12 protein-coding genes are annotated in these 14555 nt (G+C 71.6%); 7 read left to right on the top strand and 5 right to left on the bottom strand.

The window, feature by feature from the left end; translation table 11 throughout:
• The first annotated feature begins 54 nt into the window (after window positions 1–54).
• From DT019_RS33040 to mgtA, 3 genes are all read left to right on the top strand, one after another.
• Window positions 55–2016: an elongation factor G gene (locus DT019_RS33040; protein ID WP_114040666.1), complete on the top strand. Its 1962-nt coding sequence runs from the start codon at window positions 55–57 to the stop codon at window positions 2014–2016.
• Between the two features lie 250 nt (window positions 2017–2266).
• The gene (locus DT019_RS33035) at window positions 2267–3139 is read left to right on the top strand and encodes a lytic polysaccharide monooxygenase (protein WP_114040665.1); all 873 of its coding nucleotides are present in this window, start codon (window positions 2267–2269) and stop codon (window positions 3137–3139) included.
• A 515-nt stretch (window positions 3140–3654) separates the two neighbouring features.
• Window positions 3655–6381 (top strand): magnesium-translocating P-type ATPase, encoded by a 2727-nt coding sequence (gene mgtA / locus DT019_RS33030; protein WP_114040664.1) that lies wholly within the window; start codon window positions 3655–3657, stop codon window positions 6379–6381.
• A 153-nt stretch (window positions 6382–6534) separates the two neighbouring features.
• On the opposite strand, the gene DT019_RS33025 is transcribed toward mgtA, so the two are convergent.
• The 5 genes from DT019_RS33025 to DT019_RS33005 form a co-directional block, all read right to left on the bottom strand.
• On the bottom strand, window positions 6535–7203 hold the full coding sequence (locus DT019_RS33025) for a response regulator (RefSeq protein WP_114040663.1): 669 nt from the start codon (window positions 7201–7203) through the stop codon (window positions 6535–6537).
• On the bottom strand, window positions 7200–8519 hold the full coding sequence (locus DT019_RS33020; protein ID WP_411292761.1) for a sensor histidine kinase: 1320 nt from the start codon (window positions 8517–8519) through the stop codon (window positions 7200–7202). Before DT019_RS33020 ends, DT019_RS33025 begins: the two co-directional genes overlap by 4 nt.
• Window positions 8520–8529: 10 nt before the next feature.
• Window positions 8530–9696: an acyltransferase family protein gene (locus DT019_RS33015; protein ID WP_114040661.1), complete on the bottom strand. Its 1167-nt coding sequence runs from the start codon at window positions 9694–9696 to the stop codon at window positions 8530–8532.
• Window positions 9689–10708: an alpha/beta hydrolase gene (locus DT019_RS33010; RefSeq protein ID WP_114040660.1), complete on the bottom strand. Its 1020-nt coding sequence runs from the start codon at window positions 10706–10708 to the stop codon at window positions 9689–9691. The genes DT019_RS33015 and DT019_RS33010 overlap by 8 nt, the downstream gene beginning before the upstream one ends.
• A gap of 184 nt (window positions 10709–10892) precedes the next feature.
• A complete protein-coding gene (locus DT019_RS33005; RefSeq protein WP_189390150.1) occupies window positions 10893–12797 on the bottom strand; it encodes an APC family permease in 1905 nt (634 codons plus the stop codon).
• A gap of 194 nt (window positions 12798–12991) precedes the next feature.
• Between DT019_RS33005 and DT019_RS40955 the strand changes: the two genes are divergently transcribed.
• The 4 genes from DT019_RS40955 (at window position 12992) to DT019_RS40835 (ending at window position 14402) form a co-directional block, all read left to right on the top strand.
• The gene (locus DT019_RS40955) at window positions 12992–13210 is read left to right on the top strand and encodes a helix-turn-helix transcriptional regulator (protein WP_317617835.1); all 219 of its coding nucleotides are present in this window, start codon (window positions 12992–12994) and stop codon (window positions 13208–13210) included.
• Window positions 13165–13818, top strand: coding sequence for a DUF5753 domain-containing protein (locus DT019_RS33000; RefSeq protein WP_317617833.1), 654 nt, complete (start codon window positions 13165–13167; stop codon window positions 13816–13818). Before DT019_RS40955 ends, DT019_RS33000 begins: the two co-directional genes overlap by 46 nt.
• The gene (locus DT019_RS32995) at window positions 13815–14141 is read left to right on the top strand and encodes a DUF397 domain-containing protein (protein WP_114040658.1); all 327 of its coding nucleotides are present in this window, start codon (window positions 13815–13817) and stop codon (window positions 14139–14141) included. The genes DT019_RS33000 and DT019_RS32995 overlap by 4 nt, the downstream gene beginning before the upstream one ends.
• 132 nt (window positions 14142–14273) lie before the next feature.
• Window positions 14274–14402: a hypothetical protein gene (locus tag DT019_RS40835; RefSeq protein WP_262985357.1), complete on the top strand. Its 129-nt coding sequence runs from the start codon at window positions 14274–14276 to the stop codon at window positions 14400–14402.
• Window positions 14403–14555 lie beyond the last annotated feature (153 nt).

Raw genomic sequence — 14555 nt, 5'->3', positions numbered from 1 at the left:
TCGAAGCAGCCCAGAGCCCACACCTCACGGCACCCTTCGGAGAACCCCGCACTCATGCGAACCCTGAACATCGGCATCCTGGCCCACGTCGACGCCGGTAAGACCAGCCTCACCGAGCGTCTCCTGTTCGACACCGGCACCATCGACCGGCTCGGCAGGGTGGACGACGGCTCCACTCAGACCGACACCGACGCCATCGAGCGCCGGCGCGGCATCACCGTGCGCTCAGCCGTCGCCTCGTTCCGCGTGGGCGACACCCAGGTCAACCTCATCGACACCCCGGGTCACAGCGACTTCATCGCCGAGGTGGAGCGCGCCCTCGGCGTGCTGGACGGCGCGGTCCTGGTCCTGTCCGCCGTGGAGGGCGTCCAGGCACAGACTCGCGTCCTGATGCGCACCCTGCGCGAGATCCGCCTGCCGACGCTGGTCTTCGTCAACAAGATCGACCGCCCCGGCGCCCGCGCGGACACCCTCCTCGCAGACATCCGCCGCGCACTGACCCCGCACGCCATCGCCATGACAGCGGTACGGGACCTGGGCACGCGCGCGGCCACCGCCACCCCCCTCACGTACCGGCACCCCCGCCCGGGCGGCCTCCAGTTCGCCGCCCGCATGGGGGAGTTGCTGGCGGAACACGACGACGAACTCCTGGCCCGTGTGGTGGACGGCCCGCCCCCCACCCCAGCCGAACTCGACAAGGCCCTCGCCGACCAGACCGCGAAGGCCCTCGTGCATCCGGTGTACTTCGGCTCGGCCATCCGGGGCGAGGGCGTCGCCGCTCTGATCGACGCCCTGGTGACAATGCTCCCGGCCCCCGATCCCGTGGCGCCGGACACCCCTCCCCGGGGCACGGTGTTCGCCGTGGAACGCGACGAGTCCGGGCACAAGACCGCGTATCTGCGGCTCTTCGAGGGCGAAGTGACGGCGCGTCAGCCATTGATCTTCACCTCCCCCGGCGGCGACTCCGGCGGCACGGGGCCCCGCACCCACACCGGCCGCCCGACCTCCCTGGACATCATCGGGGCCGAGACGGCACCGGGGTCGGCCCCCGGCGCCCCCGCCCGCCTGACCGCGGGCAACATCGGCAGACTCCGGGGCCTGCCCGACATCCGCGTGGGCGATCACCTCGGCCGCCCGCACGAGCGCGCGCCGCGCTTCGCCGCCCCCACTCTCCAGAGTGTCGTACACCCCCGCGAGCCCGGCACCGGGCCCGCCGCCCGGCTGAACGCGGCGCTCAAGGACCTCGCCGAGCGGGACCCGCTGATCCGCGCCCGCACCGAACCGGGCGGCGCCACCTCGGTGTTCCTGTACGGGGAAGTGCAGAAGGAGGTCATCGCCGCCACCCTCGCCGACACGTACGGCATCGACGCCGCGTTCGAGCCGAGCCGTACGGTGTGCACCGAACGCCCCGCCGGGACGGGCGAGTCGGCCGTGGAGATGTACCGCGGTCCGGCCCCCACCGGGCACTGGGCGACCATCGGGCTGCGGGTCGAGGCGGCCCCGTACGGCAGCGGGAACGCCTTCCGGTACGAGACCGAGCTGGGCGCGCTCCCCCGCGCGTTCCATCAGGCCATCGAGGAGACCGTGCACGAAGCCCTGCGCGCGGGCCCGCTCGGCTGGGCGGTCACCGACTGCGCGGTCACGCTCGTACGCTCCGGGTTCTCCAGCGTGTTCAGCACCGCGGGTGACTTCCGGGCCCTGACCCGGATCGTCCTGGACCAGGCCCTGAGGAACGCCGGGACCGAGCTCTACGAGCCGTACCTGGCCTTCGAGTTGGAGATCCCGGCCGCCTCCCTCGCCCCGGTGGCCGGGCACCTGACCTCCCTGGGCGCGCTCATCGAGGAGAGCACGGCCGCCGCCGGGGGCTGGCTGCTGCGCGGCACGGTCGCGGCCCGCCGGGCGGCGGAGATCGAACGCCGCCTGCCCGGCCTGACCCACGGCGAGGGCGTGTGGTGGTCCCGCCCGGCACAGGACCGGCGAAGGCTCGACGGAGGGCCGGGGGACAGCCGGGGGTGAACCGGCCGGAGGCGGGCGAACGGCCGCTGGACATCCGCGCATGTCCCGACCGGCCGTCCGCCCGAACCGCCCTCGCTCCCTCGCTCCGGCCGACGACCCGGCCGACGATCCCCCACACAGCCCCCGCACACCCCTTGCGACTTGGTCCAGACCAATGCCAGTCTCTCAAGTACCGCTACCAGAGGGCGACTTGGCGCGCCCCCAACTCGCCACCGCCGCCCCGAACTCCCCACGATCAAGGAGCACTCGCATGTCCGCTCGGCGTACCGCAGCGTCCCTGGGTGTCCTCGGGGCGACCTCCCTGACGCTCCTCACCCTCACCCCGACGTCCGCCTCCGCGCACGGAGCCATGTTCAACCCGGTCAGCCGGATCGCCGCCTGCTACGCCGAGGGTCCGGAGCACCCGGTGTCGCAGGTGTGCAAGGACCTCGTGGCGGACTCCGGAACCCAGCCGCTGTACGACTGGAACGAGGTGAACATCGCCAACGCCAACGGCCAGTCCCGCCAGCTCATCCCCGACGGCAAGCTCTGCTCGGCGAACCGGGACAAGTACCGGGCGCTGGACTGGGCCCGGACCGACTGGCCGTCCACCAGCGTCTCGGCGGGCCAGTTCCCCTTCAAGTTCCGGGTGACCGCGGCGCATTCGGGCACCATGACGGTGTACATCACCAAGCAGGGCTTCGACCCGACCAAGCCCCTGAAGTGGTCCGACCTGGACGACACCCCGGTCGCCACCTACCAGACCTCCAGAACGGCGACGGACGGCTACTACAACTTCACCGGTACGCTGCCCGCCCGCACCGGACGCCACATCATCTACAAGGTCTGGCAGCGCGACGACAGCCCGGAGGCGTTCTACAGCTGCTCCGACGTGGTGTACGGCGCCAGCACCGCCAAGGCCGCCGCGGCGCCGTCGGAGCAGCGGATCGCGGCAGGCACGTCCCACTCCACGGTGAGCCACCACGGCCATGGCGGCGACCCCGTCACCGCTCCGGCCGCCACCGCCCCCGCGGCCTCGCCCGCGTCGTCCGGCAACTCGGCCGCCCCCCAGGCCCTGGCCGCGGTCTCCACCGCGAGCGCCGCGGCCGGCGGCTTCCTGCTCCTGCGGCGCCGCCGCGGCTGAGCCCGGACGAGATCGGCGCGAGCGGCACCGGGCGCCGGGACCCCTCTCCCGAGCCGCGTCGGCGGACGCGGCTCGGGAAGGCCGGGCCCACGGGACCTTCGACCTACTTTCGCGTCCGCGCACATATGCTACTTTCGAATCGACGCAAGTAAGCGCACGGCGAGCGTCCCCGACCAAGCCGCGCACACCGCACGGCCGACCGTGATCGCCGTGCGCCCACCACCGCACGGGCGGACCTCGCCCGTGCACCCACCGCACGGCCGTGGTGTCCTCGACGACCCATCGGAGCCGTGCCCGCAGCGAGGAGGTGTTCGGGATGAGTCCCGACCGAAGTCCTCGCCGCGCCCTGCCCGTCGGCTGACCGACCGGCTTTCTCCCGCACCGCACGCGCCCTCCGCGCGCACCTTCGCCGTGCCCGCGTGCCCGCATGCCCGCACGTCCGCATGCCCTCCATCGGCCACGCGGACGCGGAACACACACCCCCGTAGACCTGACGACCCCAGGGAGGTCTCGTCATGACCACGCTCACCCCTACCCCCACCCCCGAGAAGCTCGCACCGCCGGGCCGGCGCCGCCGTCGCGAGCGGCACGCGGCCGAGCTGGAGGCCCGCACCCGGGCCGTCGGCGCGCGGCTCGGCGCCATCGCCGCACAGCCCACCGCCCAGGTACTCAGGGAGTACGGAGTCGACCGCGCCGGGCTCTGCCAGGCCGAGGTGCTCGACCGCCAGGAGCGGTACGGCCTCAACACGGTCGCGCGGGAGCGGGCCCCGCGCTGGTACGCCCAGCTCGCCCGCGCGTACGCGAACCCGTTCATCGCCGTACTCGTCTTCCTCGCCGCCGTCATGTACTGGCAGGACCCGGCGGACCCCGGTGTCGTCATCCTCTCCGTGATGGTCGCGATCAGCGGGCTGCTGCGCTTCTGGCAGGAGTTCCGCTCCGGGCGGGCCGCCGACGCGCTGAAGCAGCTCGTCACCACGACCACCGCCGTCCAGCGCCGGGCCGGGCGCGGCGCGCTGACGACCACCGTCGAGATCCCGATGGAGCAGGTCGTCCCGGGCGACCTGGTCAAGCTGGGGGCGGGCGACCTGATCCCGGCGGACCTGCGGCTCGTCACCGCCAAGGACCTGATGGTCAGTCAGGCCGCGCTGTCCGGGGAGTCGCTGCCCGTCGCCAAGACGGACGTGCGCGACGGCGAGGAGAACCGCTGCACGACCGCCGACCCCGTCGAGGCGGGCAACCTGTGCCTGATGGGGACGTCCGTAACGTCCGGTACGGCTACGGGAGTCGTGGTCGCGACCGGCGCCGACACCTACTTCGGGTCGATGGCGGGCTCGCTGGTCGGCGAGCGGCCGCAGACCAACTTCGACACCGGGGTGCGCAGGGTCAGCTTCCTGCTGATCCGGTTCATGCTGGTGATGGTGCCGGTCGTGTTCGCGATCAACGGGCTCACGAAGGGCGACTGGGACGAGGCGTTCCTGTTCGCCGTCGCCGTGGCGGTCGGCCTGACGCCCGAGATGCTGCCGATGGTGGTGTCCGCGAACCTGGCGCGCGGCGCGGTCGCGATGGCGAAGAAGAAGGTCGTCGTCAAGCGGCTCAACGCGATCCAGAACCTGGGCGCGATGGACGTGCTGTGCACCGACAAGACGGGCACGCTCACCGAGGACCGCATCGTCCTCGACCGGTACCTGGACGTGCACGGCACCGAGGACAGCGAGGTCCTGGAGTACGGCTATCTGAACGCCCACTTCCAGACCGGGCTGCGCAACCTCATGGACCAGGCGGTCATCGACCGCGTCAACGAGGCCGAGGAGGTTGTCGTCGACGCACGGTTCACGATGGTCGACGAGATCCCCTTCGACTTCGCCCGGCGCCGGATGTCCGTGGTCCTCAACCGCAACGGCCTGTCCGGCGCGGCCGGCCGGCCCGAGCACGTCCTCATCACCAAGGGTGCGGTGGAGGAAGTCGTCGCCCTGTGCACACACCTGGTGGACCGGGGCGAGCGCGTGGAGCTCACCGACCAGTTGCGGTGGCACGTCACCCGCACCGCCGAGGACAACAACCGCCGGGGCCTGCGGGTGCTGGCCGTCGCCACCCGTACGATGCCGGACCCGCGCGACACGTACACGGTGGCGGACGAGTCCGGCCTGACCCTGGTCGGCTTCCTCGCCTTCCTCGACCCGCCGAAGGCGGACGCGGCCGCCGCGCTGCGCGGTCTCGCCGACAACGGCATCGCGGTCAAGGTCGTGACCGGCGACAACGAGCTGGTCGCTGCGCGGGTCTGCGCGGACGTCGGCATCGAGGTGGGCACGGTCGTGACGGGTCCCGAGGTGGACGCCCTGGACGACGCGGAGCTGTCCCGGCTGGCCGCCACCACCACGGTGTTCGCGAAGGTCAACCCGGTCCAGAAGGCCCGGATCGTACGCGCCCTGCAAACCCGCGGGCACACGGTCGGCTTCCTCGGGGACGGCATCAACGACGCGGCGGCCCTGCGGGACGCGGACGTCGGCATCTCCGTGGACACGGCCGTCGACATCGCCAAGGAGTCGGCGGACATCATCCTGCTCGAGAAGGACCTCACGGTGCTCGAACAGGGCGTGGTGCAGGGCCGCACGACGTTCGGCAACACGATCAAGTACATCAAGATGACGGCCTCCTCGAACTTCGGCAACGTCTTCTCGGTGCTGGTCGCGTCGGCGTTCATCCCGTTCCAGCCGATGCTGGCGATCATGCTCCTGGTGCAGAACCTGGTGTACGACATCGCCCAGCTGGCCACGCCGTGGGACCGGATGGACGAGGACTACCTGCGCAAGCCGCGCAACTGGGACGCCAAGGGGATCGGGCGCTTCATGGTGACGATCGGGCCCATCAGCTCGGTCTTCGACATCGCGATGTTCGCCATCATGTGGAACGTCTTCGGCGCGAACACCGAGGCGAACCAGGCGCTGTTCCAGTCGGGCTGGTTCATCGAGGGCCTGCTGTCGCAGACCCTGATCGTCCACATGATCCGCACGCGCAGGATCCCCTTCCTCCAGTCCCGGGCGACGTGGCCGGTGATGGTGATGACCCTCCTCGCGGTGGCGACGGGGCTGTTCCTCCCCTTCTCCCCGCTGGCCTCGACGATCGGCTTCGTGCCGGTGCCGATGAGCTACTTCCCGTGGCTGATCGGGGTGCTCCTCGCGTACTGCACGCTGACGCAGCTGGTGAAGGGCTGGTACGTCCGCAGGTTCGGGGGCTGGCTGTAGAGGGCCCTTCCGCCCCTGGGGGTCGGTGCTGGTCGGCACCGACCCCCAGGGGCGCGGGGAACTGCGCGAGAAGCGAGCACGGTCCGCAGCCGAGGCGGGGCCGACCGGCGCCCAGGGCGGAGCCCCGGCGGGGTCCGGGGCGGGGCCCCGGGCTCAGCTCCCCGCCCGGACCAGGCCGCACTCGTACGCGAACACCGCCGCCTGCGTCCGGTCCCGCAGCCCGAGCTTCACCAGCACCCGGCTGACGTGCGTCTTCACGGTCTGCTCCGCCAGCACGAGACGCGCCGCGATCTCGGCGTTGGACAGCCCCTGGGCGATCAGGGAGAGCACCTCCGTCTCGCGCTCCGTCAGCACCCCCACCCGCTCCTTCAGCGGAGCCTTCGGCGCCGACTCCGTGAGCCGCGAGAATTCCGCGATCAGCCGCTTGGTGAGGTTCGGCGCGAGCAGGGCCTCGCCGGACGCCACCACCCGTACCGCGTGGGCGAGTTCGTCGGCCGAGGCGTCCTTCAGCAAGAACCCCGAGGCGCCCGCGCGCAGCGCCTCGTACACGTACTCGTCGAGATCGAAGGTGGTCAGGACGAGCACCTTCGCCTCAAGGCCTTCCGTCCGCATGAGGCGCCGCGTGGCCTCGATGCCGCCCAGTTCGGGCATGCGGATGTCCATCAGGACGACATCGGGGGCGAGTTCGGCCGCGCGGGCCACCGCGTCCAGGCCGTCGACCGCCTGTCCCACCACCTCGATGTCCGGCTCCGCGTTGAGCAGCACCGTAAATCCCTGACGGACCATCATCTGGTCGTCGGCTATCAGGACACGGATGGTCATGGGCTGCCCTTCGGTGGAAGCGGGTTCAGCGGGAGCGTGGCGGTCACTTCGTAGCCGCCGTCGGGGGTGACGCCGGCGGCGAGTTCGCCGCCCAGCATCGCAGTACGTTCCCGCATGCCGAGCAGTCCGTGCCCGGCGCCGGGGGACGGGGCGACCGGCCGGTCGGGCGCGGTGTTGCCGACCCGCACGACGAGCCCGGCCCGCTGGTAGGCGACCACCACCCGGACCGCCGCCCCCGGCGCGTGCCGCATCGCGTTGCTCAGCGCCTCCTGCACGATGCGGAAGGCGGAGAGTTCCACCCCGGGCGAGAGCGCGCGCCGGGTGCCCACGATGTCGGTGGTCACCGCGAGACCCGCGGCCCGCACATTGGCGACCAGGTCGTCCAGGCGGTCGAGGGAGGGCTGCGGGGCGTGCCGGACGCCCTCGGCCGCCGGGTCCTCCGAGCGCAGCACGCCGAGCACCCGGCGCAGCTCGGTCAGGGCCTCGACCGCGTTCTGCCGTATCCCGGCGAGGTTCTCCTTCAGCTCCTCGGACGGGTTCTCCACCAGGTGCGGGGCGACCTGCGCCTGGATGGAGATGACCGACATGTGGTGGGCCACCACGTCGTGCAGCTCGCGCGCGATCCGATTGCGCTCCTCCAGCAGGGTGCGCCGGGCCCGCTCCTCGGCGGTGAGCTCCTCCTGGACGACGAGCTGCGTCCGGGCCACCCGGCGCCCGCGCAGCGCCGCCCCCACCACCACGGCGATGGAGAAGGACACGGCCGCGAGCCCGGCGCTCGGCGAGTTGTGCGGCCGGGTGTGGAGGATCGCGCAGAGCAGGCCCGCCACCAGGCTGATCACCAGCGTCTCGACCGCCACCCGGGGCCGGTGCGTGAGCGCGACGAACAGGAGCACCCCGGCGGTCACCGCGACCCCCACCCCGCTCCAGGGGTAGAGCGCGTCCGGATCGACCCGGGGCTCGGCCCACAGCGCGGCCACGACCGTCACGGCCGTCGTCGTCCACCACGCCGGCAGCGGCCGGTACATCGCGGCGACCAGCGCCCCCGCCTGCACCCCGGCGAGCACCACCCCGATCTCCATCCCGAGGTGGAAGCGGCGGGAGTACTCGACGGTCCCGCCCACCAGCAGGAACACCGCCAGGAGCAGCAGCGGCACCGCGAGCGCGGGCCGCCACACCAGCCAGCCCTGCTGCTCGCCCCGCGGTCGCGGCGCGGACGGGCTCAGCAAATCCTGGCGCAGGGCGAGCGGCACCGCCCGCAGCCCGGCCACCGTCAACCGCCGCGCGCCCCGCCCGTGTTCGGCTCCCCCCGTCTTCACGGAGGCCACCCTAGGCATGTCGCGTCTCCTCCGTCCGGGCGGGACGCCCTTCGCGCACCACCCGCGACCTTCCCCGCCGGGGTTGTTCGTACGTGCGGAACGTCAGCCAGCACACGGTCAGCATCAGGGCGAACACCGGCAGCCAGAGAAGCCGGGCGAGGATCCAGGTACCGCCGTCGGGCACGGTGTGCAGCCCCGGCAGTGGGCCACCCGCGAGCAGGCCGAGGCAGGTCACCGCCATCATCGACGTCTGGTGCCACAGGAAGATCGTCATCGCGGACAGGTTCACCAGCGCGACCACCGCCCACAGCGCGGGCCGCCGCAGCGCCCGGCGCAGCGGGCCGAGCAGCAGCAGCGCGGCGCCGCACTGCGCGAGGCCGAACGTGACCGCGGCCAGCGTCGGCGGGTTCAGGTTGGACATCGCCGCACCCGGCACCCCGACCATCGAGGCGGGGTAGCCCGCGAACAGGACGAGCAGCGTGGTGGCGGCCGCGCCGCCGACCAGCAGCACCCACCCCGTCGTCCGCAGCGACGTACCGGCACCCCGGCGCGCCCACAGCGCCCCCAGGCAGTACGGCACCAGCCACCCCGCGGGCAGGTTGATCCACCCCGCCCACGCCTCCCCGCCACTGCCGAAGCGGTACACGTCCACGTACAGGACGACCGCGAGCGGCCACAGCGGATGCACCCGGGACACGAGCGGGGTCGCCGCCGTCATGGCGGCGAAGACGAGCAGGAACCACAGCGGGGACAGGACCAGTTTGATCAGGGTGTGCACGGTGTCGAGGCCGACACCGGCCGCGAGCAGCCCGCCCGCCGCGACCAGCCACACCACCAGCACCGCCGCCACCGGACGGAACAGCCGGCCGAGCCGGGCCCGCAGCCACTGCCCGTACGTCGTGCCCCGGGCCCGCGCGGACGCATAGCTCGTGGTGGCGACCTGCCCGCCCACCAGGAAGAAGACGGCCAGGGTCTGGAACGCCCAGGAGATGGGCGCCAGGTGGGGCATGTGCTGGAGGGGGCTGGCGGCGTGCACCGTGCCGCTGTCGAGGACGAGCGCGGTGACCAGCCAGTGGCCGAGCACCACCCCGAGGATGGCGAAGGCCCGCAGCGCGTCCACGGAACGGTCGCGGTCGGCCGGTGTCGCGGCGTCGATCCGCCGGATGAGTTCACGCACGACGGTCCTCCCGAAGGGGCTGCCCGACCGGCGCCGGTCCGATCGGCTGCTGTCCGTTCACGATCCGGGCGATGTTCTCCAGCGACGCGGTGCCCGGCCTGAGGTAGTCGCTGTGGCCGCCGCGCCCCGCGTCGAAGACGTGGGCCCCGAAGTGGCGCGAGACCGGATCGGTGCCGAACCCCACCGTGACGAAGGGGAGGTGGAGGCTGGTGTGCGGTACGTCGGCGATCCAGTCCGCACCGCCCCGCCCCGCCCACACGGTGGCGCGGGTGCGCAGGGCGGCCGCGGTGTCGAAGCCGGTGCCGGGGCTGCCGTACAGGACGATGTCGGACACCTCCGCGCCGGACGCCGCCTTGGCGCAGACCACCGAACCGTACGAGTGGCAGAGCAGGGTGGTGCGGGCGAACGGCTTCGCCGCCCTCAACCCGGCCAGGAATGCGGTCAGTTGCGGTGCGGCGTCGTTGGCACGGCCCGGGGTGAGGATCTCCGGGCTCACCGTGGCCGGGGTCTCGTACCCCATCCAGCCGATGACGGCGGTGTCCGGGCCGAGCCGGTTCGACAGGGCCGTCGCGCCGTCGCGGAGCCGGGCGTACAGGTCGAGGTTGGTGTCCGAACCGGGGACCAGGACCGCGATCCGCCGCGCGCGGGCCAGGTCGCCGAAGACCTCGGCGGTGCGTCCGCCGTCGCGCCCGTCGAAGGAGAGGAAGTGGCGCCCCGGGTCCGCCATCGCGCTCAGCGCCGCGGCCCGGCGGTGGTTGCCGTGGTCCTCGGCCGACTTCTCGGCGGCCAGGATGTTGCCGCGGTTGGCCGTGTACCGGCCGTCGAGGCCCGCGACGGAGAGCGGGCCGAGAGCGGCAGGGGCCGGGGCCGCCACGGACGCGGGCCGGGCCGCGCCCGACAGCGGTACGGCCACCGAGGCGGCCACGAGCGCGGCGATCAGAGTGCGGCGCAGCCGCCCGAAGCGGTGGCTGCTGGTGCCCGGAGACCGGTCATGCGGATCGCGCGACGCCATGAGGAACCCTTCCGTACCGGTGAATGACCGTTGTCGATACGGAAGTTACGAAGCGGCGGGCATCACCGGCGTCGCGCTGGAGAGCCCACTTGGCGGGTACGCCCCCAGAGGTAGGGGGTGGCTCGCAAGTACTACGGGTACCCCGCGCGACCCGCGCGGGCAGCGCCCCGCGCCCCAGGCCGCCTCACCTCTTCACGGGCTCGCCCTTGCGCGCCGACTGGAGCCGGTAGGGCACGTCGATGACGGTCACCCCGGACATGAACAGCAGCCGGGCCTTGAGCCGGAGCGCGTTCTGGTTGTGCAGCGGCTGCTCCCACCAGTGGCCCACGATGTACTCGGGGATGACCACCGACACCATCGCGCCCGGATCCGAGTCGGCCGTCTCCTTCACATGGGCGAGGACGGGGCCGACGACCTCCCGGTACGGCGAGTTGATGACCGTCAGCGGTACGCCCAGGTCGTACGCGGCCCACCGTTCGCGCAGCAGGGCCGCGTCCTCGTCGGCGGCGGCGGAGAGCGCGGTCAGCGTGTCGGGCCGCAGCGCCTGGGCGAAGCCGATCGCCTTCAGGGTGGGCGCCTGCACACTGGAGACCAGCACGAACGCGTGGTGGCGCGCGGGCCGGCGCGGCTTGGCGTCCGGCTCGACGGCGACCTCCCGCGCGACCTGCTCGTAGTGGCGCCGCACGCCCTTCATGCCGAAGAAAAGCAGCGGCATCGCGATGATGACCAGCCAGGCTCCGTGGGTGAACTTGGTGATCAGGACGATGATCAGGACGAGCCCGGTCAGCGTCGCGCCGACCGTGTTGATGGCGAGCGAGCGGTGGATGTGCCGCCGCCGCTCCCGGCCCTCCGGGGTGGCGAGCTCCTTGCGCCAGTGCTTGACCATCCCCGCCTGGGACAGCGTGAACGAGACGAAGACGCCGATGATGTACAGCTGGATCAGCCGGGTCAGCTGCGCGTCGAAGGCCACGATCAGCGCGATGGCGGCCAGCGCGAGCAGCACGACACCGTTGGAGTAGACGAGCCGGTCGCCCCGGTTGTAGAGCTGGCGCGGCGCGTACCGGTCGCGGGCGAGGATCGAGGCGAGCATCGGGAAGCCGTTGAACGCGGTGTTGGCGGCAAGCACCAGCACGCCCGCCGTGAAGGCCTGCACCAGGTAGAACATGATGTCCACATGCCCGAACGTGGCCCGCGCGATCTGCGCGAGCGCGGTGGACGTCGCCGTACCGGCGGGCAGCCCCAACTCCGTGGGATCGGCGGCCACATGGACCTGGTAGACCATGGCGAGCGCGGTGATCCCGGCGAACATGGTGACCGACAACAGGCCCATCGCGGCGAGCGTGTTGGCGGCGTTGCGGCTCTTCGGCTTCTGGAACGCCGGTACGCCGTTGCTGATCGCCTCCACGCCCGTCAGCGCCGTACACCCGGAGGCGAAGGCACGCATGGCGAGCAGCACGACGGCGATCCCGGCGTACGTCCCCGCCGCCTGGATGGGCAGCGCTGCGGACTCGGCCCGGATGGTGGCACCGGTGGCGAGCCGTACGGCGGCGAACACGAACATCACGTAGATCACGAACACGAAGCCGTACGTGGGGATCGCGAAGACCCGCCCGGACTCGCGCACCCCGCGCAGGTTCATGACGGTGAGCACCACCACGAAGGCTACGGACAGGGCGACTTGATGGTCCGCCAGGGACGGAATCGCGGACGTGATGGCCGCGACGCCCGACACCACGGACACGGCGACGGTCAGGACGTAGTCGACGAGCAGCGCGCTGGCCGCGGTGAGCGCGGCGGTGGGCCCGAGGTTCTCGGCGCTCACGATGTAGGCGCCGCCCCCGCCCGGATAGGCGTAACAGGTCTGCCGGTAGGAGGCCACCACGACCACCAGCAGAAAGACGATGGCCGCCGCCGCGTACCAGGTCAGATGCAGCAGGGAGGCCCCGCCGAGCGCGAGGATGAGCAGGATCTCCTCGGTGGCGTACGCGACCGAGGACAGCGGGTCGCTGCAGAAGATCGGCAGCGCGAGCCGCTTGGGCAGCAGCGTCTCACCGAGCCTGCTGGTGTCCAGCGGCCGCCCGACCAGCATCCGCTTCACGGAACTCGAAACTCCCATAACTGAGGAAAGTAGCCGTAATGCGGCATATGTAATGGCTTGCCGCACCGACTGGCGCCATACGGGTGATTTCACGTTCCGTGCGCGTGACGTGACTGTACGCAGCTATCCTCGGTCAGCAGTACGTCTGATTCGTCCAACAGCTGTGCTGCACCAGGGAGTTGCGCATGCGACCCAAGGACCTCAACCCGTGGGACTCACCCCGCGCCTTCTACGGCACCGAACTGCGCCGCAAGCGGGAGGCGGCGGGGCTCTCCCAGGAGGAGCTCGGCGCGCTCGTCTTCTGCTCGGGCACGTACATCGGCCAATGGAGGCCGCGACCCGCCGCCCGACCAAGGAGATGGCCAAGCTCCTCGATGCCGCGCTGCACACGGACGGCATCCTGACCCGCATGTGCGAGGCGATGGAACAGGCCTCGCAACACGCGGAGTACTTCCGCCTGGCGGCGGAGCTTGAGGCGATGGCCTCCGCGATCTGCGAGTACGCGCCGATGATCGTGCCGGGGTTGCTTCAGATCCCGGATTACACCCGGGCCTACACACGAGCGGCGAGGCCGCTGGCCACCGAGGAGGACATCGAAAAGAACGTCACCTCCCGCCAGGACCGGTCTCGGCTGCTGGACAACCCAACGTCCCCCGAGCTGTGGTTCACCCTGCACGAGATCGTGCTTCGCACACCGGTCGGTGGAAGCAAGGTGATGTACGAACAGCTGGCTCACATCGTCGAGTTGATCGAGCGCCATCGAGTATTGGTTCAGGTACTTCCGCTGGCCACCGGAGCACACCCCTTGATGAACGGCATGTTCGCTCTCATGTCCTTCACTGACGCGCCTCCGGCCGTATACACCGAAAACGCGCACTCCGGCCAGCTGTTGGACGCTCCTGCCCTGGTCGCCCGCTATGCGAAGACCTACGATCTGGGCAGGGCCGTGGCATTGTCGCCGGACGCGTCCCTGTCCTTGATTCGGGCGGCGATGGAGGACTACGCAGCATGAAGATATCGCGCTCTCTGGCCACCGCCCGCTGGCGGAAGTCGTCCTACAGCAACGCGGAGGGCGGAAGCTGCGTCGAGGTGGCCGAAGGCGCTTGGCGCAAGTCGTCGTACAGCAACGCGGACGGCGGGAGCTGCGTCGAGGTGGCCGCCGGAGCCTGGCGCAAGTCCTCGTACAGCAATGACGAGGGCGGGGACTGCGTCGAGGTGGCGGACGGGTGCGGGGAGGTCGTTCCGGTGCGGGACAGCAAGGTCCCGGACGGGCCCGTCCTGCTGGTGGGGGCCGTGGCGTGGACGCGGTTCCTGGGGGAGGTCACCTCGTCCTGAGGGGCCCGTACGTAGGATCCCGCCATGGCGATACCACACCTTCCGCCCGCGCCTCCGGCGTCATGTCCCCTGTGCGAAGGGGGGCTTGAGACTGTCGAGCTGAGCACGAGCCACTCGGGGAGTTCGTACCTCGTGGCCAGGTTCTTCCGGCCGGACAAGATGTTCGCGAGCAAGAGCTACCTGATGGCGCTGGCCTGTCGCGAGTGCGGGCACGTGCTGACGTTCCTGGAGAACCGGGGAATCCTGGCGCGGGGGAAGTAGCCCCGGCGGGGTCAGGCCGCCTTGAGCTGGGCGTGGCGGAGGGTGCGGAGGATGAGCCACTGGTCGCCCCAGGCCATGGCGGTGCCGATGACGGCCATGGCGATGCCGAGGGTGAGCTGTCCGGTGGCCGCGCCGAGGGCGAGGCCCGCGACG

Origin of the sequence: Streptomyces sp. SDr-06 (assembly GCF_003324565.1) — a bacterium.
GTDB lineage: Bacteria > Actinomycetota > Actinomycetes > Streptomycetales > Streptomycetaceae > Streptomyces.
The sequence above is the reverse complement of the archived record's forward strand: the minus strand, read 5'-3'. Positions and strand labels throughout refer to the sequence as shown.

Bases quoted from the DNA above. Each gene is read 5' to 3' on its own strand.
- DT019_RS33010 (WP_114040660.1), bottom strand. From the start codon at position 10,708: ATGGCGTCGCGCGATCCGCATGACCGGTCTCCGGGCACCAGCAGCCAC.
- DT019_RS33000 (WP_317617833.1), top strand. From the start codon at position 13,165: ATGGCCAAGCTCCTCGATGCCGCGCTGCACACGGACGGCATCCTGACC.
- DT019_RS33005 (WP_189390150.1), bottom strand. From the start codon at position 12,797: ATGCTGGTCGGGCGGCCGCTGGACACCAGCAGGCTCGGTGAGACGCTG.
- DT019_RS33035 (WP_114040665.1), top strand. From the start codon at position 2,267: ATGTCCGCTCGGCGTACCGCAGCGTCCCTGGGTGTCCTCGGGGCGACC.
- mgtA (WP_114040664.1), top strand. From the start codon at position 3,655: ATGACCACGCTCACCCCTACCCCCACCCCCGAGAAGCTCGCACCGCCG.
- DT019_RS32995 (WP_114040658.1), top strand. From the start codon at position 13,815: ATGAAGATATCGCGCTCTCTGGCCACCGCCCGCTGGCGGAAGTCGTCC.
- DT019_RS33025 (WP_114040663.1), bottom strand. From the start codon at position 7,203: ATGACCATCCGTGTCCTGATAGCCGACGACCAGATGATGGTCCGTCAG.
- DT019_RS33040 (WP_114040666.1), top strand. From the start codon at position 55: ATGCGAACCCTGAACATCGGCATCCTGGCCCACGTCGACGCCGGTAAG.
- DT019_RS40955 (WP_317617835.1), top strand. From the start codon at position 12,992: ATGCGACCCAAGGACCTCAACCCGTGGGACTCACCCCGCGCCTTCTAC.